At 60.7% G+C, this 19,496-nt stretch carries 19 protein-coding genes and 3 pseudogenes; 17 read left to right on the top strand and 5 right to left on the bottom strand.

Annotated elements, in window-relative coordinates; translation table 11 throughout:
• Positions 1 to 8: 8 nt before the first annotated feature.
• The 6 genes and pseudogenes from N4R57_15235 (at position 9) to N4R57_15210 (ending at position 3,422) form a co-directional block, all read left to right on the top strand.
• Positions 9 to 146: a hypothetical protein gene (locus N4R57_15235; protein UYV36358.1), complete on the top strand. Its 138-nt coding sequence runs from the start codon at positions 9 to 11 to the stop codon at positions 144 to 146.
• A gap of 282 nt (positions 147 to 428) precedes the next feature.
• A pseudogene (rpsM, locus tag N4R57_15230) lies at positions 429 to 796 on the top strand (30S ribosomal protein S13).
• 15 nt (positions 797 to 811) lie between these two features.
• Entirely contained in the window at positions 812 to 1,201 is a 390-nt protein-coding gene (rpsK, locus tag N4R57_15225) for a 30S ribosomal protein S11 (protein UYV36357.1), read from the top strand.
• Positions 1,202 to 1,315: 114 nt separating this feature from the next.
• The gene (locus N4R57_15220; protein ID UYV36356.1) at positions 1,316 to 2,332 is read left to right on the top strand and encodes a DNA-directed RNA polymerase subunit alpha; all 1,017 of its coding nucleotides are present in this window, start codon (positions 1,316 to 1,318) and stop codon (positions 2,330 to 2,332) included.
• Positions 2,333 to 2,500: 168 nt separating this feature from the next.
• On the top strand, positions 2,501 to 2,929 hold the full coding sequence (gene rplQ / locus N4R57_15215; protein UYV36355.1) for a 50S ribosomal protein L17: 429 nt from the start codon (positions 2,501 to 2,503) through the stop codon (positions 2,927 to 2,929).
• A gap of 121 nt (positions 2,930 to 3,050) precedes the next feature.
• Positions 3,051 to 3,422 carry a DUF1304 domain-containing protein gene (locus tag N4R57_15210; protein ID UYV36354.1) on the top strand — a complete coding sequence of 124 codons (372 nt, stop codon included), beginning with the start codon at positions 3,051 to 3,053 and terminating at the stop codon, positions 3,420 to 3,422.
• A gap of 104 nt (positions 3,423 to 3,526) precedes the next feature.
• On the opposite strand, the gene N4R57_15205 is transcribed toward N4R57_15210, so the two are convergent.
• Both N4R57_15205 and N4R57_15200 read right to left on the bottom strand, forming a co-directional pair.
• Positions 3,527 to 3,982: a host attachment family protein gene (locus tag N4R57_15205; GenBank protein ID UYV36353.1), complete on the bottom strand. Its 456-nt coding sequence runs from the start codon at positions 3,980 to 3,982 to the stop codon at positions 3,527 to 3,529.
• A gap of 12 nt (positions 3,983 to 3,994) precedes the next feature.
• Positions 3,995 to 4,198 (bottom strand): hypothetical protein, encoded by a 204-nt coding sequence (locus tag N4R57_15200; protein ID UYV36352.1) that lies wholly within the window; start codon positions 4,196 to 4,198, stop codon positions 3,995 to 3,997.
• A gap of 133 nt (positions 4,199 to 4,331) precedes the next feature.
• Here N4R57_15200 and N4R57_15195 point away from each other — a divergent pair, with 133 nt between their 5' ends.
• The 10 genes and pseudogenes from N4R57_15195 (at position 4,332) to N4R57_15150 (ending at position 16,111) form a co-directional block, all read left to right on the top strand.
• Positions 4,332 to 5,720, top strand: coding sequence for a trypsin-like peptidase domain-containing protein (locus N4R57_15195; GenBank protein ID UYV36351.1), 1,389 nt, complete (start codon positions 4,332 to 4,334; stop codon positions 5,718 to 5,720).
• 104 nt (positions 5,721 to 5,824) lie between these two features.
• The gene (locus tag N4R57_15190; protein ID UYV36350.1) at positions 5,825 to 7,138 is read left to right on the top strand and encodes a replication-associated recombination protein A; all 1,314 of its coding nucleotides are present in this window, start codon (positions 5,825 to 5,827) and stop codon (positions 7,136 to 7,138) included.
• 184 nt (positions 7,139 to 7,322) lie between these two features.
• Positions 7,323 to 7,703 carry a fluoride efflux transporter CrcB gene (crcB, locus tag N4R57_15185; GenBank protein ID UYV36349.1) on the top strand — a complete coding sequence of 127 codons (381 nt, stop codon included), beginning with the start codon at positions 7,323 to 7,325 and terminating at the stop codon, positions 7,701 to 7,703.
• A pseudogene (locus N4R57_15180) lies at positions 7,700 to 8,748 on the top strand (RluA family pseudouridine synthase). The gene crcB and the pseudogene N4R57_15180 overlap by 4 nt, the downstream one beginning before the upstream one ends.
• On the top strand, positions 8,745 to 9,431 hold the full coding sequence (locus tag N4R57_15175; protein ID UYV36348.1) for an HAD-IA family hydrolase: 687 nt from the start codon (positions 8,745 to 8,747) through the stop codon (positions 9,429 to 9,431). The pseudogene N4R57_15180 and the gene N4R57_15175 overlap by 4 nt, the downstream one beginning before the upstream one ends.
• Entirely contained in the window at positions 9,428 to 10,141 is a 714-nt protein-coding gene (locus N4R57_15170) for an ATPase (GenBank protein ID UYV36347.1), read from the top strand. The genes N4R57_15175 and N4R57_15170 overlap by 4 nt, the downstream gene beginning before the upstream one ends.
• Positions 10,142 to 10,369: 228 nt before the next feature.
• Complete coding sequence (locus tag N4R57_15165; GenBank protein UYV36346.1) at positions 10,370 to 11,389, top strand: amino acid ABC transporter substrate-binding protein; 1,020 nt, start codon at positions 10,370 to 10,372, stop codon at positions 11,387 to 11,389.
• 124 nt (positions 11,390 to 11,513) lie between these two features.
• On the top strand, positions 11,514 to 13,217 hold the full coding sequence (locus N4R57_15160) for an ABC transporter permease subunit (protein ID UYV36345.1): 1,704 nt from the start codon (positions 11,514 to 11,516) through the stop codon (positions 13,215 to 13,217).
• A gap of 1,429 nt (positions 13,218 to 14,646) precedes the next feature.
• A pseudogene (locus N4R57_15155) lies at positions 14,647 to 15,306 on the top strand (amino acid ABC transporter permease).
• Positions 15,307 to 15,361: 55 nt separating this feature from the next.
• Complete coding sequence (locus tag N4R57_15150; GenBank protein UYV39593.1) at positions 15,362 to 16,111, top strand: amino acid ABC transporter ATP-binding protein; 750 nt, start codon at positions 15,362 to 15,364, stop codon at positions 16,109 to 16,111.
• Between the two features lie 294 nt (positions 16,112 to 16,405).
• Here N4R57_15150 and N4R57_15145 read toward each other — a convergent pair whose 3' ends face one another.
• A complete protein-coding gene (locus N4R57_15145) occupies positions 16,406 to 17,476 on the bottom strand; it encodes a 5-(carboxyamino)imidazole ribonucleotide synthase (GenBank protein UYV36344.1) in 1,071 nt (356 codons plus the stop codon).
• Complete coding sequence (gene purE, locus N4R57_15140) at positions 17,469 to 17,957, bottom strand: 5-(carboxyamino)imidazole ribonucleotide mutase (GenBank protein ID UYV36343.1); 489 nt, start codon at positions 17,955 to 17,957, stop codon at positions 17,469 to 17,471. The genes N4R57_15145 and purE overlap by 8 nt, the downstream gene beginning before the upstream one ends.
• Positions 17,958 to 18,035: 78 nt before the next feature.
• Here purE and N4R57_15135 point away from each other — a divergent pair, with 78 nt between their 5' ends.
• A complete protein-coding gene (locus N4R57_15135) occupies positions 18,036 to 19,121 on the top strand; it encodes a DUF4375 domain-containing protein (protein UYV36342.1) in 1,086 nt (361 codons plus the stop codon).
• Positions 19,122 to 19,175: 54 nt separating this feature from the next.
• On the opposite strand, the gene N4R57_15130 is transcribed toward N4R57_15135, so the two are convergent.
• Positions 19,176 to 19,400, bottom strand: coding sequence for a DUF465 domain-containing protein (locus N4R57_15130; GenBank protein UYV36341.1), 225 nt, complete (start codon positions 19,398 to 19,400; stop codon positions 19,176 to 19,178).
• Between the last annotated feature and the right edge of the window lie 96 nt (positions 19,401 to 19,496).

Raw genomic sequence — 19,496 nt, 5'->3', positions numbered from 1 at the left:
TGCTAAGCATGCAAAGCAGTGACCCGGCGAGCGCAAGCGCCTCGGCGCAGGGCTCTCTGCCTCCGACGGCCATCGTGCTGGGGCTGCTGGTGGTTTTGACCATCGCGGTGACACGCGGCAATGGCATGATGTATTATCCAAGCTAGGCACGGATGCCGAGCAAACAGGCCGCTCGTCGGCCCTCAATCGCCCCTGTGTTGGCGTGGCTGCGGCACAGGGTTCTGATGGGCTTGCGCGACTTGTCTCTTGACGCCCCTATCAAATCCCCATAACCAGCCCTATCTCGCAAGAGAACATGATTCTTACGGGTCGCGCCCGGACGGATCTATCACCTCGAATTCAGCTGCGGCCCGAAGCGGAAATCGCCTCGGGCTTACGTTGTGAAAAAGGTTCCGGAGCTACGGAACCGCAACGAAAGGAAAGTCAACGTGGCACGTATTGCCGGCGTAAACATCCCGACCCACAAGCGGTCCCGATCGCCCTTACCTATATCACCGGAATTGGCCATACTTCGGCTAAAGCTATCTGTGAAGCCGTCAGCATCGATTCGACCCGTCGTGTGAACGAGCTTTCGGACGCCGAAGTTCTCGCCATCCGCGAACACATCGACGCCAACTACGACGTCGAAGGTGACCTGCGCCGCGAAGTGCAGATGAACATCAAACGCCTGATGGACCTTGGCTGCTACCGCGGCCTGCGTCACCGTCGGAACCTTCCCGTGCGCGGTCAGCGGACCCACACAAACGCACGCACCCGCAAAGGCCCCGCAAAGGCCATTGCCGGCAAGAAGAAATAAGGGAGGGCTCAGAGAATGGCACGCGATACAAAACGCACCAAGCGTAAGGTCTCCAAGAACATCGCCGCAGGCGTTGCTCATGTGAACTCTTCGTTCAACAACACCAAGATCCTGATCTCGGACGTGCAAGGCAATGCGATCTCTTGGTCGTCGGCTGGCACCATGGGTTTCAAAGGCTCGCGGAAATCGACACCCTACGCCGCTCAGATGGCCGCAGAAGACGCGGGCCGCAAGGCGCAGGAACACGGCGTGAAAACGCTCGAAGTCGAAGTGCAGGGCCCCGGTTCGGGCCGTGAGTCGGCGCTGCGCGCGCTGGCGGCTGTTGGTTTCAACATCACCTCGATCCGTGATGTGACCCCGATGGCCCACAACGGCTGCCGCCCGCCGAAACGCCGCCGGGTCTAAGTATTTACGAATTGATGGGGTCCGCAGACTTTCGCGGGCCTCATTTGCGCTTTTAGAAACCTCGGGCGTCTTTGTCCTTTGGACATGGGGACGAAGACAAGAATGGAGGGACGCATGATCCATAAGAATTGGCAGGAACTGATCAAGCCCACGCAGCTTGACGTGAAACCGGGCAATGACCCGACTCGTCAGGCAACCATCGTGGCCGAACCGCTTGAGCGCGGCTTTGGTCTCACGCTGGGCAACGCGCTGCGCCGGGTTCTGATGAGCTCGCTACAGGGTGCCGCGATCACAAGCGTGCAAATCGACAACGTGCTGCACGAATTCTCCAGCGTTGCCGGCGTGCGTGAAGACGTGACCGACATCGTTTTGAACCTCAAAGGTGTCTCCGTGCGCATGGAAGTCGAAGGGCCCAAGCGCCTTTCGGTCAATGCCAAGGGGCCGGGTGTTGTCACTGCTGGTGATATCGCCGACAGCGCGGGCATCGAGATCCTCAACCGCGAACATGTAATCTGCCACCTCGATGAGGGCGCGGATCTCTACATGGAACTGACGGTTAACACCGGCAAAGGCTATGTCGCCGCCGAGAAAAACAAACCCGAAGACGCGCCCATCGGCCTGATGCCGATCGATGCGATCTACTCGCCGGTTAAACGCGTCTCCTATGACGTGCAGCCGACGCGTGAGGGGCAGGTTCTCGACTATGACAAGCTGACCTTGAAAATCGACACCGACGGTTCGATCACCCCTGACGATGCTCTGGCCTTCGCCGCGCGCATCCTTCAGGACCAGCTCGGCATCTTCGTCAACTTCGACGAGCCCGAAGCCGCTGGCCGTCAGGAAGAAGACGATGGTCTCGAATTCAACCCGCTGCTGCTCAAGAAAGTGGACGAGTTGGAACTGTCTGTTCGTTCGGCAAACTGCCTCAAGAACGACAACATCGTTTATATCGGCGACCTGATCCAGAAAACCGAAGCCGAGATGCTCCGCACCCCGAACTTCGGCCGCAAGTCGCTCAACGAGATCAAGGAAGTGCTCTCGGGCATGGGTCTGCATCTCGGTATGGACGTCGAAGACTGGCCGCCAGACAACATCGAAGATCTGGCCAAGAAATTCGAAGACGCGTTCTGAGAATGAAGGACGGGACGCGCTTTGCGGCGCTCCCGCCCACCCACCCCGCGCCGCAAAGCGCGGGCACCAAGACCCGGGCAATTCGCCCCAAGGAGAGCCGGTGACACGCATCGCTGGCCAGACAAAGCAAAACACGCCTGGTAGACGGGCACATTAGGAGTAAGAAACATGCGTCACGCAAAAGGCTATCGTCGCCTCAACCGCACCCACGAGCACCGCAAGGCGCTCTTTTCCAATATGGCTGGCTCGCTGATCGAGCATGAGCAGATCAAAACGACCCTGCCCAAGGCCAAAGAGCTCAAGCGCATCATGGACAAGCTGATCACGCTCGGCAAACGTGGCGATCTTCACGCCCGTCGTCAGGCCGCAGCCCAGCTCAAGCAAGACAAAGACGTTGCCAAGCTGTTCGAAATTCTCGGACCGCGCTATAAAGAACGCGCCGGTGGTTACACCCGTGTTCTCAAAGCCGGCTTCCGTTACGGTGATATGGCGCCCATGGCGATCATCGAACTGGTTGACCGCGACCCCGCCGCCAAAGGCGCCGCCGACAAGGCCCGCGTTGAAGCAGAAGCGGATGCGGAGCTGGTCGAAGATTAATTTCTCGCACTGGACCTAAAAGAATTAGAAACCCTTGCCCAAACCGGCGGGGGTTTTTCTTTGTAAGGCCCCGTGCACCACGCTACGCTTGCCCGACACGTCCAACCCAAGGAAACACCCAATGACTCTTGTCTCTCTCGCTGCCACGATCCTCGTCGCGCTGATCGCTGTGCTTCACCTCTATATCGCGTGGTTCGAGATGATGGCCTGGGAAAGCAAAGGCCCCAAAGTGTTCCGCGAATTTCCGCGTGACCTCTTTGCCCCGACCAAGGCGATGGCCGCCAATCAGGGGCTCTATAATGGCTTTCTCGCCGCTGGTCTGATCTGGTCTTTGCTGATCTCTGATCCGCTGTGGGCGCGCAACGTCGCCACCTGCTTCCTGCTCTTCGTCCTCGTGGCGGGTCTCTTCGGAGCCGCCACCGCGTCGCGCCGCATTCTGTATGTTCAGGCGGTGCCCGCAGCACTGGCGCTGCTGGCTGTTTGGCTGGCGTGAAGCTAACGGGTCTTCACCGCCCTTGACGGACATTCCGAAAGGACGGGGAGGGCCATAGCAAGCCCCCCGTCCTTCCGCACCAAAGCCCGTCAGGCGCGACCGGATCAAGCCGCATCCAGTTCTTTCTTAACCAAGGCTTCAATCTCTTCCACCGGATGATTGGTGAGCGTTTTCGGTATCTCGGCCACCACTTTGTTGGCGACTTCCTGATGCAGCTCGCGCCGCAAATCGCCCAAAACCTGAGGCGACGCCACAAGTATAAGCCGCTCAAAGCTCCCTTTATGCGCCATGCCATACAGCTTCTGCGCAAGATCAGCCGCGAACCGCTCCTTGGCGAGTTCATGCCAATCCGTGTCATCCATCGCCGAACGCTGCTGAACACCGTTGTCCTGCATCCGCCCCGGCCGGTTGGCCGATTGCTCACGATCAGACGGGTTCTCCTGCTTGTCCTTGTCAGTCACCTCTAGATGAGGATCCTGATGGTCTGTCAGGTTGCGCATAAAAAGCGCCTTCTCGCTGTCGGTCACAACGATCCATGTGCCATTTCTAATCTTTGCCATGTCTCAACCTCCCTAGCTGTCGTTCTGCTTTTCTTCGGACTTGCGAACGCGCGTCACCCCGGGCCGGTCCTGCTCGGCGCGTTTGAGCAAATCTCGGGTGCCGACTTGCCGTTCCAGATTGCCACCTGAACGCCCCTGATGCGACGGGGTCTCTGCGCTGTCGATATACTCCTCGGTCTCGCGCTTGCCGTCCTGTGATCGCTGTCGGTCTGCCATGATAGCCTCCTTTGCAATGCCATACACAGGATCAACGCCCAAGCCCGCTCACAGGTTCCAGCGCGGCTTCCAGAGCGGCTTGAAACACAGCAAGCCCACGATCATATTCGACCCATCATCAAAGGGTGCCCTCATGATCCGTCACATTCTCCTCTGCCTCGCGCTCGCCGCTCCGACCGGTCCCGTCCTTGCCGACACGCGCGTGCCAACCTCACAAACCGAAATCGCCCTCGGCTTCGCGCCGCTCGTGAAACAGGCCGCCCCGGCGGTGGTGAATATCTACGCCAAACGCGTGGTTCAGGTGCGCGACACCAGCCCCTTTGCCAATGACCCGTTCTTTCAGGACTTCTTCCAAGGCTTTGGCAAACCCCGCCCGCAAGTGCAGAACAGCCTCGGCTCGGGCGTGATCCTCTCTGAAACCGGTATTGTGGTGTCAAACTACCATGTTGTCGGGCAGGCGACCGATATTCGCGTCGTGCTGAATGATCGGCGCGAATATGACGCCCGCATCCTATTGGCGGATCAGGATAGCGACCTCGCCATCCTGCAAATCCAAGACGCGCCAAAGCTGCCCTTTCTCCCCCTGCGCGATAGCGAAACGGTGCAGGTCGGTGAATTGGTGCTCGCCATCGGCAACCCTTTCGGCATCGGCCAAACGGTAACTTCCGGCATCGTCTCGGGCCTTGCGCGTTCCGGCACCGCCACTGGCTCGGCGCGTGGTTACTTCATCCAGACCGACGCCGCCATCAATCCCGGCAACTCCGGCGGTGCCCTGATTGACGTGAACGGCGCTCTGATCGGTATCAACACCCGCATCCTCACCCGCTCCGGCGGCTCCAACGGCATCGGCTTTGCGATCCCTTCAACCCTAGTGCAACGCTTTGTCGAACAGGCCCGCTCGGGTGAAACCCGCTTCAATCGTCCCTGGGCCGGCATGAACGGCCAACCGGTCGACCCCGCCATCGCAGAAAGCCTCGGCCTCGCCTCGCCTCAGGGGATCGTGATTTCTGACCTGCATGAGGTCAGCCCCTTTCTCGCGGCCGGGTTCCGCCCCGGTGATGTGATAACGGCAGTGAACGGGCAGACGGTGAATACCCCCGATGAAATGGTCTTTCGCATGACGGTTGCGGGGCTCGGCAAATCCGTTTCGATCACGCGTGTGCGCGATGGCAAAGCGCACGAGGTTGAGGTGAACCTGATCGCCGCCCCCGACACGCCCGCGCGTGCGCTTTTGCTCACCACAGCGCGCGCCGCCATTCCGCAGTTGGAGCTTTCCAACATCAACCCCGCCGTCCTCGCCGAATTCGGCCTGCCGCTCTCCACCACGGGGGTCGTCGTCACCGATCCCGGCCCGGCTGGTCCGCGTGCCGGTCTGGCGCGTGGTGATGTGCTGCGCGCCATCAACGAGGTGCCGTTGACTGACACCGCCCAAGCCGCAACGCTGCTGCGTGACGCCAAGCGCTGGCTCATTCTCGATGTGCAGCGCGGCAATCAACGGCGGGTGCTGCGGTTTCGCCTGTAGACCAGATGCTGACAGCCCGCTGTCAGCATCCCGCCCCAAATCCAATTCCCCCCACCGCCCGAACGCGCTAAGACGGTCTCGCGCCATTCCGGAATGCCCAACCTATGCCCGACCTGTTCGACACCTCCACCGCATCTGACCAACCCGCCAAAGGCCCGCGCCCCTTGGCCGACCGCCTGCGCCCACGTGCCTTGGTCGAGGTGATCGGGCAGGATCACGTGCTCGGCCCCGAAGGTCCGCTTGGCGTGATGCTGGCCTCTGGCTCCCTGTCCTCGCTCGTCCTGTGGGGGCCGCCGGGCGTTGGTAAAACCACAATCGCCCGGCTTTTGGCCGATGAAACCGACCTGCATTTCGTTCAGATCAGCGCGATTTTCACCGGCGTTCCCGACCTGCGCAAAGTGTTCGAGGCCGCCAAACACCGTCGCGCCAACGGGCAGGGGACATTGCTCTTCGTTGACGAAATCCATCGCTTCAACAAAGCCCAGCAAGACGGCTTCCTGCCGCATATGGAAGACGGCACCATACTGCTGGTCGGCGCCACCACCGAAAACCCCAGCTTTGAACTCAACGCCGCGCTTTTGTCGCGCTCACAGGTGCTCACCCTCAAACGCCTTGACCTCGCGGCGCTTGAACGCCTCGCCCAACGCGCCGAACAAGAGCTTGAAACCGGGCTGCCCCTCGATGGCCCCGCGCGTGAGGCGCTTCTGGAAATGGCCGATGGCGATGGCCGCGCGCTGCTGAACCTGATCGAACAGGTCGCCGCATGGACGCCCAAAGGCAAGCTCGACACCGATGCGCTCACCACCCGGCTGATGCGCCGCGCCGCCAAATATGACAAGGGCGGCGAGGAACACTATAACCTCATTTCCGCCCTGCATAAATCCGTGCGCGGCTCTGACCCCGACGCGGCGCTCTATTGGTTCGCCCGCATGCTGGCGGGCGGCGAAGACCCGCGCTTCCTCGCCCGCCGCATCACCCGCATGGCGGTCGAAGACATCGGCCTCGCCGATCCGCAGGCCCAAACCCATTGCTTGCACGCTTGGGAAACCTACGAACGCCTCGGCTCTCCCGAGGGCGAACTGGCACTGGCGCAGGCCGTCACCTACCTCGCGCTCGCCCCCAAATCCAACGCCACATATGTCGCCTACAAAGGCGCAATGGCCGCGGCCAAGAAAACCGGCTCCGAACCGCCCCCCAAACATATCCTCAACGCGCCGACCAAGCTGATGAAGGACGAAGGCTACGGCACCGGCTACGCCTATGACCACGACGCCGAAGATGGCTTCTCCGGGCAAAACTACTTCCCTGACGGCATGAAACGCCCGGTTCTCTATCAACCCGTGGAACGCGGCTTTGAACGCGAACTCAAAAAGCGGCTCGACTGGTTCACCAAAAAACGCCTCGACCGGGGCAACTGACCCCTTCATCTGACCGGAAATATCCCGGGGGTGCGGGGGGCTGGCCCCCCACATATTGCCGCGATGCGGGGCGCTGGCCCGCCGCATCCTACCCGCGCCACTCCCCCTGACACCGCCATAGTCCCCGAACCGCCATTCCCCTTGCCAGCTTGACAAACCGCGCCCCTCCTGAGACAGACCGCCCATGTTTACACCCCTTCTTCAGGTCGCCCTTGGCGGCGCGCTCGGCGCTTCTGCCCGCTATCTCACTTCGGTAGGGGCCATGCGCCTTATGGGGCCGGGCTTTCCTTGGGGCACGCTTGCGGTCAACGTGATCGGCTCGTTCCTGATGGGGGTGCTGGTCGTGGCGCTGGCGCATAAGGACGCAAGCTTGCGCTACGCGCCCTTCCTGATGACCGGGCTGCTGGGGGGCTTCACCACGTTCTCGGCCTTTTCGCTCGATGCGCTCACGCTCTATGAACGTGGCGATCTGGCGCTCGCGGGGCTTTATGTCGCCGCATCCGTCCTTCTCTCACTCGCCGCCATCGCGCTGGCGCTCATCCTTACACGCGGGGTCTACGCATGAGCCGGGTTCAAACCGTTACTGTCGAAGCAGGCGAGGGCGATCAGCGCCTTGACCGCTGGCTGCGCCGCCGCTTTCCGCATCTGCCCCAAGGGCGCATCGAAAAGATGTGCCGCAAGGGCGAACTGCGCGTTGACGGCGGGCGGGTGAAAACCTCCACCCGCGTCGAAGAAGGGCAAGAGGTGCGCATCCCCCCGCTGCCCGAACCCGGCGAACTGGCCAATGCACAGGCCCGCGCGGTGCATGTCTCTGCGGCGGACACCAAGATGATGCAGGCGGCGGTGCTTTGGCGCGACGACCACATCATCGCGATCAACAAACCCCCGGCCTGCCGTCCCAAGGCGGCTCCAAACAAACCCGCCACGTTGATGGTCTCTCCGAAGCCCTGCGTTTCGGGTTTGAAGAGAAACCCCGCCTCGTTCACCGGCTCGACAAGGACACCTCCGGCGTCCTTCTGCTGGCGCGCACCCGCCAAATGGCGGCAGCCCTGACCAAGGCAATCCGCCACCGCGAAACCCGCAAGATCTATTGGGCAGTGGTCGCCGGCGTGCCCACGCCCTACCTCGGTGAAATCAAATACGGTCTCGTCAAAGCCCCCGGCCACGGTGCCAAGGGCGAGGGAGAGAAGATGCACTGCGTTCATCCCCGCGATGTCGAAAGCACCTATGGCGCCAAACGCGCGATCACCCAATACGCCACGCTCTACCGCGTCGCCAGCCGCGCGGCTTGGGTCGCGATGGAGCCTATCACCGGCCGCACCCACCAATTGCGCGCCCATATGGCCGAGATCGGACACCCGATCATCGGCGACGGCAAATATGGCGGCTCGGGTCAGGACAACCCCGGCGATGGCTGGGGCGCTGAACTGGGCGGCATCATTTCGTCCAAACTGCACCTCCACGCTCGCACCATGCGCTTTGAACACCCGGTCACGCGTGAGATCATCACGGTTGATGCGCCCTTGCCCGAGCATATGGAGCACACATTCGACACCCTCGGCTGGACCCCCGATCTCGCCGCCGAAGATCCGTTTGAGTCCCTCACATGAGCGACTTGCGTCTCGTCGTCTTCGATGTCGATGGCACGCTCGTCGATAGCGAGGCCGACATCTTTGCCTCGATGCAGCGGGCGCATGACAACGTCGGCCTGCCGCATCCGACCCGCGCGGCTGTGCGCGCGATTGTCGGCCTCTCGCTGGAACAGGCGTTCGCGCTCCTCGTGCCCGATGAACATGCCCATCACCGCGCTGCGATGGTGGATGGCTACAAGGCGGCCTACCACGCCCTGCGCGTTGAAAAAGGCCCGGCCAGCAGCCCGCTCTTTCCCGGCGCCCGCGCGGTTCTGGAAACGCTGCGCGCCGACCCTTGGACGTTGCTCGCTGTTGCCACGGGAAAATCCAAACGCGGCCTCGATGCGCTGATCGAAAATCACGAGCTTCAGGGCTGGTTCATCTCCGAGCAGGTGGCCGATTTTCACCCCTCCAAGCCGCATCCCTCGATGCTGCACACGGCCCTGTCGGATGCGGGCGTTGCGCCTGGCCGCGCGGTGATGATTGGCGACACCAGCTTTGACATGGACATGGCGCGCGCCGCCCGCGTCGGCGCGATCGGCGTGTCTTGGGGTTACCACCCGGTTGCGCGCCTTGACGCAGACATCATCATCGACGATTTTGCCGCGCTTCCCGGCGCGATTGATCGCGTATTGGAGCAGGAACAGGAGAATCATTCATGAGTGAATGGAAAGCCAAACGGTTCTGGAAAGAAGCCAGCGTCGTGCCCGAAGGGCAGGGGTTCACCGTCCACCTTGATGGCCGCGCGGTCAAAACCCCGGCCAAACAACCGCTTGTGGTGCCCTGCGAACCGCTCGCTCAAAAGATCGCCGAAGAGTGGAACGCGCTCGACAAGGCGATTGATCCGGCGCGCATGCCCTTCACCCGCTCGGCCAATGCGGCCATCGACAAGGTCGCTGTGCAACATGGCGAAGTGGCGGCGATGATTGCGGGCTATGGCGATAGCGACCTTCTGTGCTACCGCGCCGAATTTCCGGCTGAACTGGTTGCCCGGCAAAACGACCTCTGGACGCCGCTGCTCGACTGGGCGCGTAACGCTCAAGGTATTGAATTAAAACCAATTACCGGCATTGTGCATCAGCCCCAATCTGCCACCTCACTGACCCGGATTTCTGACATCACCACTTCGATGAGCGTCTTTGAGTTGACCGCATTCCATGACCTCGTTTCGCTCAGCGGCTCTTTCGTGCTTGGCCTTGCCGCCGCGCAACAGGTCCGCCCGATCGAAGAGATATGGACCCTGTCGCGCCTTGATGAAACTTGGCAAGAAGAGCAATGGGGCGCAGATGACGAAGCCACCGCGCTGGCTGCCACCAAGCGTTCGGCATTTCTCCACGCGGCCACATTGTTCCGCCTCGTGGCAGACGCATAAGGGCGCTGCTCAGAAGCTTCCCAAACGTCAACGCCTGCGAAATAACCAAAAAGCCGGAAACCCCGGTTCGCAAACATTCTTTCCCGTGATGAATCGCTTGACGTTTTGCGATGATTCCGACCAAACTTGGGTGCATTGAAGGGGGAGCAACCTTTCAAAAATCGTATCCGGCTGGGACAGCCGGACAAATCCGTCGGCGAAACGACGGACAATCAGGAAGAGGTAAACATGAAAAAAACCGTATTTCTTGGCGCACTTACAGTGGCCGGCCTTGCTGCCGGGGCTGCTGCGGCTGGCACGCTCGATGACGTGAAAGCCCGTGGCAAGCTGAACTGCGGTGTGACCACCGGCCTCGTCGGCTTTGCTGCACCAGACGCCAATGGCGAATGGAACGGCTTTGACGTCGCTGTGTGCCGCGCTGTTGCCGCCGCCGTTCTGGGTGATCCCAAAGCGGTCGAATTTGTGCCGACAACCGGTAAAACCCGCTTCACCGCGCTTGCGTCGGGCGAAGTTGACATGCTGGCCCGGAACACCACTTGGACCTTCTCGCGCGATGTGGACCTCAAGTTCACCTTCGTTGGCGTGAACTACTATGACGGCCAAGGCTTCATGGTGAGCAAAGATCTCGGTGTTGGCTCGGCAAAAGAGCTCGACGGCTCGACCGTCTGCATCCAGACCGGCACCACGACCGAGCTGAACTTGGCGGATTTCTTCCGCTCCAACAACATCAGCTATGAGCCGGTTCCGATCGAAACCAACGCCGAAGCGCAGCAGCAGTACCTCGCCGGTGCCTGTGACGTCTACACCACAGACGCCTCCGGTCTTGCCGCGACCCGCGCAACCTTCGAGAACCCGGGCGACCACGTTGTTCTGCCCGAAATCATCTCGAAAGAGCCGCTCGGCCCGCTCGTTCGCCACGGCGACGACGAATGGGGTGACGTGGTGCGCTGGACTCTGAACGCGCTCGTCGCAGCAGAAGAGCTCGGCATTACGTCGGCCAACATCGGCGATATGTCGGCATCGGCTGGTCCGAACCCGGAAATCAACCGTCTGCTCGGCACCGAAGGCAACCTCGGCGAAATGCTCGGCCTCTCGGCTGACTGGGCCAAAAACGCCGTTATGGCGGGTGGTAACTACGGCGAAGTGTTCGAAAAGAACATCGGCGAAGCAACCCCGATCGGCCTGTCGCGTGGTCTGAACGCACAGTGGACCGATGGCGGCCTGATCTACGCACCGCCGTTCCGCTAAGATCTAAGGGCAAGGGCGCGGAAATCTCCGCGCCCTTTTCCACTCCCAACGAAAGAACCGGGTTTAACGAGCGGGGCCAACCCTGCCGTAACAATCGCCCGGACAACAGACAGGGACGTCATTCATGACAACGCTCACCGATCCTCCGCGTGAGGGCTTTCGGCTATCGCAGCTGATCTACGACACCCGTTACCGTTCCATGACCATTCAGGTGGTCGCGCTGATCGGTTTCCTCGTCCTGATCGGCTGGCTGATCTCGAACACCGCGCAAAACCTCGCTGACCTTGGCAAGGAACCCTCGTTCCGCTTCCTAAGCGAACCCGCGGGCTATGACATCAACCAGCGCCTGATCGACTATAATAACCAGCATTCGCATTTCCGCGCCGCCGTGACCGGCGTGTTGAATACATTGCTGGTTGCGGTCCTTGGCTGTATCGCCGCCACCATTCTGGGTGTGCTCATCGGCGTGCTGCGTCTGTCTAAAAACTGGCTCGTCTCGCGGCTTATGGCGGTCTATGTGGAAATCTTCCGCAATGTGCCTGTGCTGCTCTGGATCGTGTTTATCATGGCGATCCTGATCGAAAGCCTGCCCAAACCGCGCTCCTTTCGCGGGCCGGATGCCGAAACCTCGATGTCTCTGTTCGGCTCAACGGCATTCTCCAATCAGGGCGTGTTTATCCCGCGTCTGGTTCCGGCCAACTATTTCTGGGTGCTGATCCTTGTGGTTATCGTCTCGGTGCTCGGCATCCGTTTCCTGCGTCGCCGCGCCGACAAGATCCAAGAAGCCACCGGCGACCGCCCGAAAACCTTCCTTGCCTCGCTCGGTGTGGCCATCGTGCCCTTCCTGATCGCCTTCTTTGCGATCACTGCCGTGACCTCGAACCGTGAACAAGCCTTCATCGGCGCCGGCATCCAAGGCGTCGGCACGCTCGAAGAATTCGCCACCGAAAAGGGCCGCATCTCTTATTGCCACGCTGGCGGGGACGCCGGTTCGCTTAACGGATTGCGGTTTCTCGAGGCCAACGACGTCCAAATGCGCCGTCGGCAGTATTTCAGCCCGAGCGCCTCGCTCGATGCGATGGCCGTTGGCAAATGTGACCTCGTGACCGTCGCAGCAAGCCGCACCGACAGCACCATCGTCGAGCTGAAAGATCGCTGCTTCATCAACAACTCCACCCACCTTCAAAAAGGTATCGACAAGGCTCGCGCCATTATCGAGTCCGGCGAAGGCGATGTTGAAAAGGCGCGCACGACAATCGAAACCAACACCGGCCTGATCGAAAAGGCCCGCGTGAAATGTCAGGCCCTGCCGCTCTCCGTGCTGCCCACAACCTTCACCGAAGGCAAAGCGATCGAGGTGGAATTGCCCGCGATCAGCGAAAAAGGCATCCCGCGCTTCGAAGGCGGCACGCACCTGCGCAACTCGCTGATTGCGCTCTGGATTGCCCTGTCGCTCTATACCGCGGCCTTTATCGCGGAAATCGTGCGCGCGGGTATCCTCGCGATCAGCCATGGCCAATCCGAAGCCGCCGCTGCGCTGGGTCTGCGTCCCAACCGGATCATGTCGCTTGTGGTGCTGCCACAGGCGCTCAGGGTGATTATCCCGCCCTTGATCTCGAACTACCTGAACCTGACCAAGAACAGCTCTCTGGCGATTGCGGTCGGCTATATGGACATCACCGGCACGTTGATGGGCATCACGCTCAACCAAACGGGCCGCGAGCTTGAAACCGTGCTTCTGGGGATGCTGATTTATCTCGCCATCAGCCTGAGCATTTCGGCCGTGATGAATTGGTATAATAACAGAATGAAATTGGTGGAGCGGTAAGATGAGCGATATACACGCTGAAACTGTCGCCTATGTGCGCGACACCATGCTACCCGAACGCGATCCACCGGTGTCGTCCGCTGGCGTGATCGGCTGGATGCGCTCGAACCTGTTCTCGGGTGCCTTCAATACCGTGCTCACCATCGCCTCGGGGCTGTTCATCGCCTATGTGCTGGCAACGGCTCTGCCTTGGATGATCTCGCCGACTTGGAACGCCGCATCCCTGAATGAATGCCGCGGTATCCTTCTGGAACTCGGTCGCGAAGGGCACTTCTCCGGCGCGTGCTGGGGGGTGATCCGGGATCGTTGGGTGCAGCTGTTCTTTGGCTTCTACCCGGCGGATCTCTACTGGCGCCCGATTTTGGCTTTCCTGCTTCTGGCCGTGGCCATGGGGCCGGTGCTGTTCTCCGACAAGGTGCCACGCCAATTGCTGTGGTTCACGGCGGTTTTCCCGGTGCTGTTCCCTTGGATGCTCTGGGGCGGTCCGGTCTGGGTGCCGCTGCTGGTGATCCTTGGGGTCGTGCTGGCGTATTTCGTCTATGTGTTTGCGGAACGCGCGACCTCGTCTCTTGTGGCGCTGATCGTTTCAACCGTCTTTATCGTGGCCTGGTTCGTCTGGGGCGTTGGCGGTATTTCCGGCATGATCAACACGGCCGTGGGCACCGCCCGCACCGATAGCCGCCTTGAGCAGATCGACGCCGACATCGCCACCTACCAAGCCGAGGCCGACCGCCTCGATGCTGAAATCGCTGCTGGTCTGGCCAAAGCGAAGCCGCTCGAAGACAAGATCATCGCCAAGGCCAAGGTGATGCAACTGCGCGTCGCAATCGAGGACTACAAAGCCGAGATCCCGGAACTCGAAGCCGAGATCAAAGCCGATGAAGCCGCCTTTGCCGCCCTCACGGACGCGGACGAAAAGGCCGCAGCGGAAAAAGCCCTCAAACGCCTGCAATCCACGTTCCAAGGTTTGCCGGGCAAGATCACCAAGGCCGAAGGCGACATCACCAAGCTTCTCGAAAGCGGTGGTCTGATGGCGGATGGCTCGGAACTGGGCTATCGCGCGCTGATTGCCGAAGTGAAACCAACCCGCGACATCGTTCTTGGGTTGCGCAGCGACAAAGGCGTTGTTGATACGCGGCTTTCTAACCTGCTCTCGCTCAAACGCCGGGTCGAAACCCTGCCAGAGCTGCAAGAGAAGCTCCCCGTCCTCAAGGAAGAGGCCGCCACCGCGCGTGCCGCTCTCCCCGATAGCGTCTCTCAGGTCAAAACCGAGAACGGCCTCAACAGCCTCAAAACCCGGATCGACGAAGAAGGGCTCGACATCCCGGCCGAGGATCTGGCCGCGCTGGAAGAAACCCTTAAAATCGAAGGCGAGGTGCTTTTCACCGAAACGACGATTGATGGCACCTATGCCGATATCGCGCGGATCGGGCTTGAGCCTGTGCAAAGCCGGGATTTCGGTGGCATGATGCTCTCGCTCACCATCGGGGTTGTGGCGATCGCCATGTCGCTGCCGCTGGGCATTCTTCTGGCGCTGGGCCGGCAATCGGACCTGCCGCTGCTGAAATCGCTCTGCGTCGGGTTTATCGAATTCATCCGGGGCGTTCCGCTGATTACGCTGCTGTTCGTGGCGTCGACCCTGCTGAACATCTTCCTGCCGCCGGGCACGAATTTCGACATCATCCTGCGGGTGATCATCATGGCCACGCTGTTCGCCTCTGCCTATATGGCCGAAGTGATCCGTGGCGGCCTCGCGGCTCTGCCCACGGGCCAATATGAGGGCGCCGATAGCCTCGGCCTCAACTACTGGCAGTCGCAGCGCCTCGTGATCATGCCGCAAGCGTTGAAAATCTCGATCCCCGGCATCGTCAGCACCTTTATCGGGCTGTTCAAAGATACGGTTCTGGTGTCGATCATCGGCCTGCTTGATCCCTTGGGTCTCTCCAACTCGATCCGTGCCGACGCGGCATGGAACGGGATCGTCTGGGAGATCTACGGCTTCATCGGACTGATGTTCTTCGTCTTCTGTTTCTCCATGTCCCGCTATTCCATGTATCTCGAGCGCAAGCTCCACACCGGCCATCGCTAAGGAGGGCTCGTATATGTCTCAAATCGCAACCGAACGTGAAATCGACCGCACCAAGATGCAGGTGAGCGACGAAGTCGCCATCGAAATCAACAACATGAACAAGTGGTACGGCACCTTCCACGTGCTGCGCGACATCAACCTGACCGTCAATCGCGGCGAACGGATTGTTATCGCGGGGCCGTCGGGTTCGGGCAAATCGACGCTGATCCGCTGCCTCAATGCGCTGGAAGAACACCAGCAGGGCAAGATCGTGGTCGATGGCACCGAACTGTCGAACGACCTCAAGAACATCGACAAGATCCGCTCCGAAGTCGGCATGGTGTTCCAGCACTTCAACCTCTTCCCGCATCTGACCATCCTTGAGAATTGCACGCTCGCCCCGATCTGGGTGCGCAAAACACCCAAACGCGAAGCCGAAGAGCGCGCGATGCATTTCCTTGAAAAGGTGAAAATCCCGGAACAAGCCGACAAATACCCCGGCCAGCTTTCCGGTGGCCAGCAACAACGTGTGGCCATCGCCCGCTCGCTCTGCATGATGCCGCGCATCATGCTGTTCGACGAACCCACCTCGGCGCTTGACCCCGAAATGATTAAAGAAGTGCTCGACACGATGATCGAGCTCGCCGAAGAAGGTATGACCATGCTCTGCGTGACCCACGAAATGGGCTTCGCCCGTCAGGTCGCCAACCGCGTGATCTTTATGGATGCCGGGCAAATCGTGGAACAAAATGAACCCGAAGAGTTCTTTAACAACCCGCAAAGCGAGCGCACCAAGCTGTTCCTGAGCCAGATCCTCGGGCACTGACCCAACCCAAATGTGCGCTTCCGCGCGCTTTTATTCTGAAAACGGCGAGGCGACGAACGGCCTCGCCGTTTTATCTTTGTGCCTAGCGTGGCAGGCTCCACCGCTCGGTGACAGCGCCGCCTTTTACGCAATGGGCATGAGTATTTACAGCAAGATGAAGACATTTTCCGCCCCTTCATCTTGCGGTAAATACTCCGGGGTGTGGGGGCTGGCCCCCACTAAAACCTGCGTGTGGGGGCTGGCCCCCACTTTACCCTGTGTGTGGGGGGCTACCTCCTTCTCGGGTTAAAGCTCCTAACCCGTCACAATCCGGTTCACATGCCCCATCTTGCGGCCCGGCTTCACATCTTCCTTGCCATAGAGATGCACCTGCGTGTGTGCGCTTCGTGCCAGTTCCGGCAGGCGGTCCATATCGTCGCCAATCAGGTTTTCCATCACCACATCGGCAAACCGCTGTCCGTCGCCCAGAGGCCAGCCAGTGATCGCGCGGATATGTTGCTCGAACTGATCAACGGCGCATCCCGCTTGGGTCCAATGGCCGGAATTATGCACGCGCGGCGCTATCTCGTTCACGATCAACCCTTGGCGCGTTACAAACAATTCCACGCCCAGCACGCCGACATAATCCAGCGCATTCAGAATATTGGCCGCGATCAGCACCGCATCGCTGCGCTGTGACGGGGCAAGGCGGGCAGGGACGGTTGTTGTGCGTAAAATCCCCTCTCGATGGATGTTCTCGCCGGGATCAAAACAGGCGACTTCGCCGCTGACACTGCGGGCCGCGATCACGGACACCTCGTGGCTGAAATCTACGAACCCTTCCAACACGCTTGGCGCGCCCTGCATCGCGGCCCACGCATCTGGGGCCTCCTCGGGCGATGACAAGCGGGCTTGCCCCTTCCCGTCATAGCCAAACCGGCAGGTTTTCAGGATCGCGGGCGCTCCGATCTCGGCGATCGCAGCCGTCAGATCCGCCTCGGAATTGACCGCGCGGTAGGGGGCGACCTTCAGGCCCAGACCGCTCAGAAAGTCCTTTTCGATGATCCTGTCCTGACTGATACGCAACGCCTCGCGTCCCGGACGGATCGGTTTCAGGCTTTCCAGAAGGTCCAGCGCCGACGTCGGCACGTTCTCGAACTCATAAGTTATGACATCCACGGCCCCGGCAAACGCTGTCAGCGCCGCTTCGTCCTCATAGGGCGCGCGCGTCACTGTTTCGGCCACATGGCCCGCCGGGGCGCCTGCGCCCGGCTCGAATATATGACAGCGATACCCAAGTCGCGCCGCGGCCACGCTGAGCATCCGGCCCAGCTGACCGCCGCCCAATATCCCGATCACCGACCCAAGAGGGAGCATGTCACTCATCAACCGGCTCCTCCGGGATCGACGCACTCAGCGCCTCGCGCCACGCATCCAGCCGCGCCGCCAGCGCCGGATCAGACACCGCCAAAATACCGGCCGCCATCAGCCCCGCATTGGCCGCCCCAGCGGCTCCAATGGCCATTGTCGCTACCGGAAACCCCTTGGGCATCTGCACGATGGAATAAAGGCTATCAACCCCGCTCAGCGCCTTGGTCTGCACCGGCACGCCAACCACGGGAACGCGTGTCTTGCTCGCCATCATACCCGGCAAATGCGCCGCCCCGCCAGCCCCCGCAATGATCACATGCAGCCCCCGCTCGACCGCGCTCTTGCCATACTCCCAAAGCCGGTCGGGCGTGCGATGCGCCGAGACGATCTTGGTCTCATAGGCCACCCCCAATTCGTCGAGAATATCCGCCGCTGCCTTCATCGTCGGCCAGTCAGACTGGCTTCCCATGATGATGCCGATCTTGGGGTGTGTCATTGTGTTGCCCTCTGGTCAGGAAGGCGGCACTATAGCTTTTCGTGGGTTTGTGACAAGTCGGTTTGCGAGGCGATTTCCATGTTCAAAGTGCTGGCGCTGCTTGCCTGTCTCACAACCATCGGGTTTGCCGGGGCAGGGCGGGCCGATCCGTGCCTATCCGGCGCGACGTTCCGCTATCCCTTGGCCGAAGCCCTACGCCTTGAGGCCCGCGAATTGCACTTTGCGGAATACTGGCTGATCGACTGGTCTGCGCTCGCGGCTCAAAACCTGTTCGAGCCGACCGGCAAGGAATACCGCCAAGCCGTCCTCGAAGCAGTCCACACCCTGCCACCAGACACCCGTGACATGCGCCTGCTCGCTCTTCTGGACGTGGCCTTTGTTGACCGTGGCGATTCCATGATTGCGGCAACGACGCTCTCGGTTTCCGCGATCATTGACCTGCTTATCGACACCACCGCCCGTCAGGGTCTGTCAGACCAATCCGCGGCCCTCAAAGCGGCGAAAAACGCCTATCCGGTCTGGAATACGACCCCGGCCAAACGCCGCGCCCAATGGACGGATGGCACCGGCAAGATCACCAACCCGGTGCTGCGCGAGGCCCTTCGCGTCATCTCCCGACGCTATAACGCGGCACAGCCGAAACCGATCGACCGCGCGCTGGAACTGGTCCGCGCCGATCCCGCGCTTCTGGCCCATTACGAAGCGATGCGTCGCGATACCAGTGATGACATTCGCATGGAATACCTCATGTCACAGGTGTTTCCCTGCCTGACCGATTGGTCCACGCCCGCCACGGCCGACGCCGTGCTTGAACGTACCGCCCAACCGCAACGCGACCTGATCCTGCTGCATATGTTTCTGGGCGAGGCGTTCAATGGTTCGGTGCACCAGTATTTCTTCAACTCGTCGGGCACCCTTGCGCCGCAACTCGCCGAAACCCTCGCGCGCCACGGGCTGGCTGATCACGCGGCGGCCATTCGCCGTGGCATGGCCGAATATGCCACCCCCTATCCGCGCGCAACACCACAGCGGCGGGCGCAAATGCGTCACTTCTCCCCGGCCAAAGACACCGCGCTCGAACGTCTCACAGCCTTTGCCGACGATGGCGTGATGAACGCATTGATGCACCGTATCGCCCGTGAAAACGGCCTCTTTCCCGAGTGACCTAGCTGACTTAGGTGCCTCCCAGGTGCCTCTCAGGCGAAACTCAGGTGAAGCTCAGGCGATGATATCCGGCGTCAGCCGATCCTCGATAATCGCGATCTTATCCTTCAGCTTCAGCTTCTGCTTTTTCAGCCGCTTAATCGTCAGCTGATCCGCCGTGCTCTTGTCCTCCAGCGCACGGATCGCCTCGTCAAGGTCACGATGTTCGCGGCGGAACACTTCAAGCTCCACGCGCAATACATCATCGTTTTTCATCGAAAGATCGGACGGCGCATTCATGCCAGAGTGATTCCCTTCCCCGAGGCGTCCCCCAAGATACTGTTTTCGCGGTATTTCGCAAAGCCCTTGCACGATCCGCATAGCGCTCCCATATTT

It is taken from the genome of Rhodobacteraceae bacterium D3-12 (assembly GCA_025916135.1).
In the GTDB taxonomy this organism is placed as follows: Bacteria; Pseudomonadota; Alphaproteobacteria; order Rhodobacterales; family Rhodobacteraceae; genus JAKGBX01.
This window is presented reverse-complemented; position numbering and strand designations above follow the sequence as displayed.

Excerpts from the sequence above, each read along its gene's own strand:
- crcB (UYV36349.1), top strand. The coding sequence starts at position 7,323 with ATGTTTACACCCCTTCTTCAGGTCGCCCTTGGCGGCGCGCTCGGCGCT.
- rplQ (UYV36355.1), top strand. The coding sequence starts at position 2,501 with ATGCGTCACGCAAAAGGCTATCGTCGCCTCAACCGCACCCACGAGCAC.
- N4R57_15210 (UYV36354.1), top strand. The coding sequence starts at position 3,051 with ATGACTCTTGTCTCTCTCGCTGCCACGATCCTCGTCGCGCTGATCGCT.
- N4R57_15235 (UYV36358.1), top strand. The coding sequence starts at position 9 with ATGCAAAGCAGTGACCCGGCGAGCGCAAGCGCCTCGGCGCAGGGCTCT.
- N4R57_15145 (UYV36344.1), bottom strand. The coding sequence starts at position 17,476 with ATGAGTGACATGCTCCCTCTTGGGTCGGTGATCGGGATATTGGGCGGC.
- N4R57_15165 (UYV36346.1), top strand. The coding sequence starts at position 10,370 with ATGAAAAAAACCGTATTTCTTGGCGCACTTACAGTGGCCGGCCTTGCT.
- N4R57_15220 (UYV36356.1), top strand. The coding sequence starts at position 1,316 with ATGATCCATAAGAATTGGCAGGAACTGATCAAGCCCACGCAGCTTGAC.
- N4R57_15175 (UYV36348.1), top strand. The coding sequence starts at position 8,745 with ATGAGCGACTTGCGTCTCGTCGTCTTCGATGTCGATGGCACGCTCGTC.
- N4R57_15135 (UYV36342.1), top strand. The coding sequence starts at position 18,036 with ATGTTCAAAGTGCTGGCGCTGCTTGCCTGTCTCACAACCATCGGGTTT.
- N4R57_15195 (UYV36351.1), top strand. The coding sequence starts at position 4,332 with ATGATCCGTCACATTCTCCTCTGCCTCGCGCTCGCCGCTCCGACCGGT.
- N4R57_15160 (UYV36345.1), top strand. The coding sequence starts at position 11,514 with ATGACAACGCTCACCGATCCTCCGCGTGAGGGCTTTCGGCTATCGCAG.
- N4R57_15205 (UYV36353.1), bottom strand. The coding sequence starts at position 3,982 with ATGGCAAAGATTAGAAATGGCACATGGATCGTTGTGACCGACAGCGAG.
- rpsK (UYV36357.1), top strand. The coding sequence starts at position 812 with ATGGCACGCGATACAAAACGCACCAAGCGTAAGGTCTCCAAGAACATC.
- N4R57_15170 (UYV36347.1), top strand. The coding sequence starts at position 9,428 with ATGAGTGAATGGAAAGCCAAACGGTTCTGGAAAGAAGCCAGCGTCGTG.
- N4R57_15200 (UYV36352.1), bottom strand. The coding sequence starts at position 4,198 with ATGGCAGACCGACAGCGATCACAGGACGGCAAGCGCGAGACCGAGGAG.
- N4R57_15130 (UYV36341.1), bottom strand. The coding sequence starts at position 19,400 with ATGAATGCGCCGTCCGATCTTTCGATGAAAAACGATGATGTATTGCGC.
- N4R57_15150 (UYV39593.1), top strand. The coding sequence starts at position 15,362 with ATGCAGGTGAGCGACGAAGTCGCCATCGAAATCAACAACATGAACAAG.
- purE (UYV36343.1), bottom strand. The coding sequence starts at position 17,957 with ATGACACACCCCAAGATCGGCATCATCATGGGAAGCCAGTCTGACTGG.
- N4R57_15190 (UYV36350.1), top strand. The coding sequence starts at position 5,825 with ATGCCCGACCTGTTCGACACCTCCACCGCATCTGACCAACCCGCCAAA.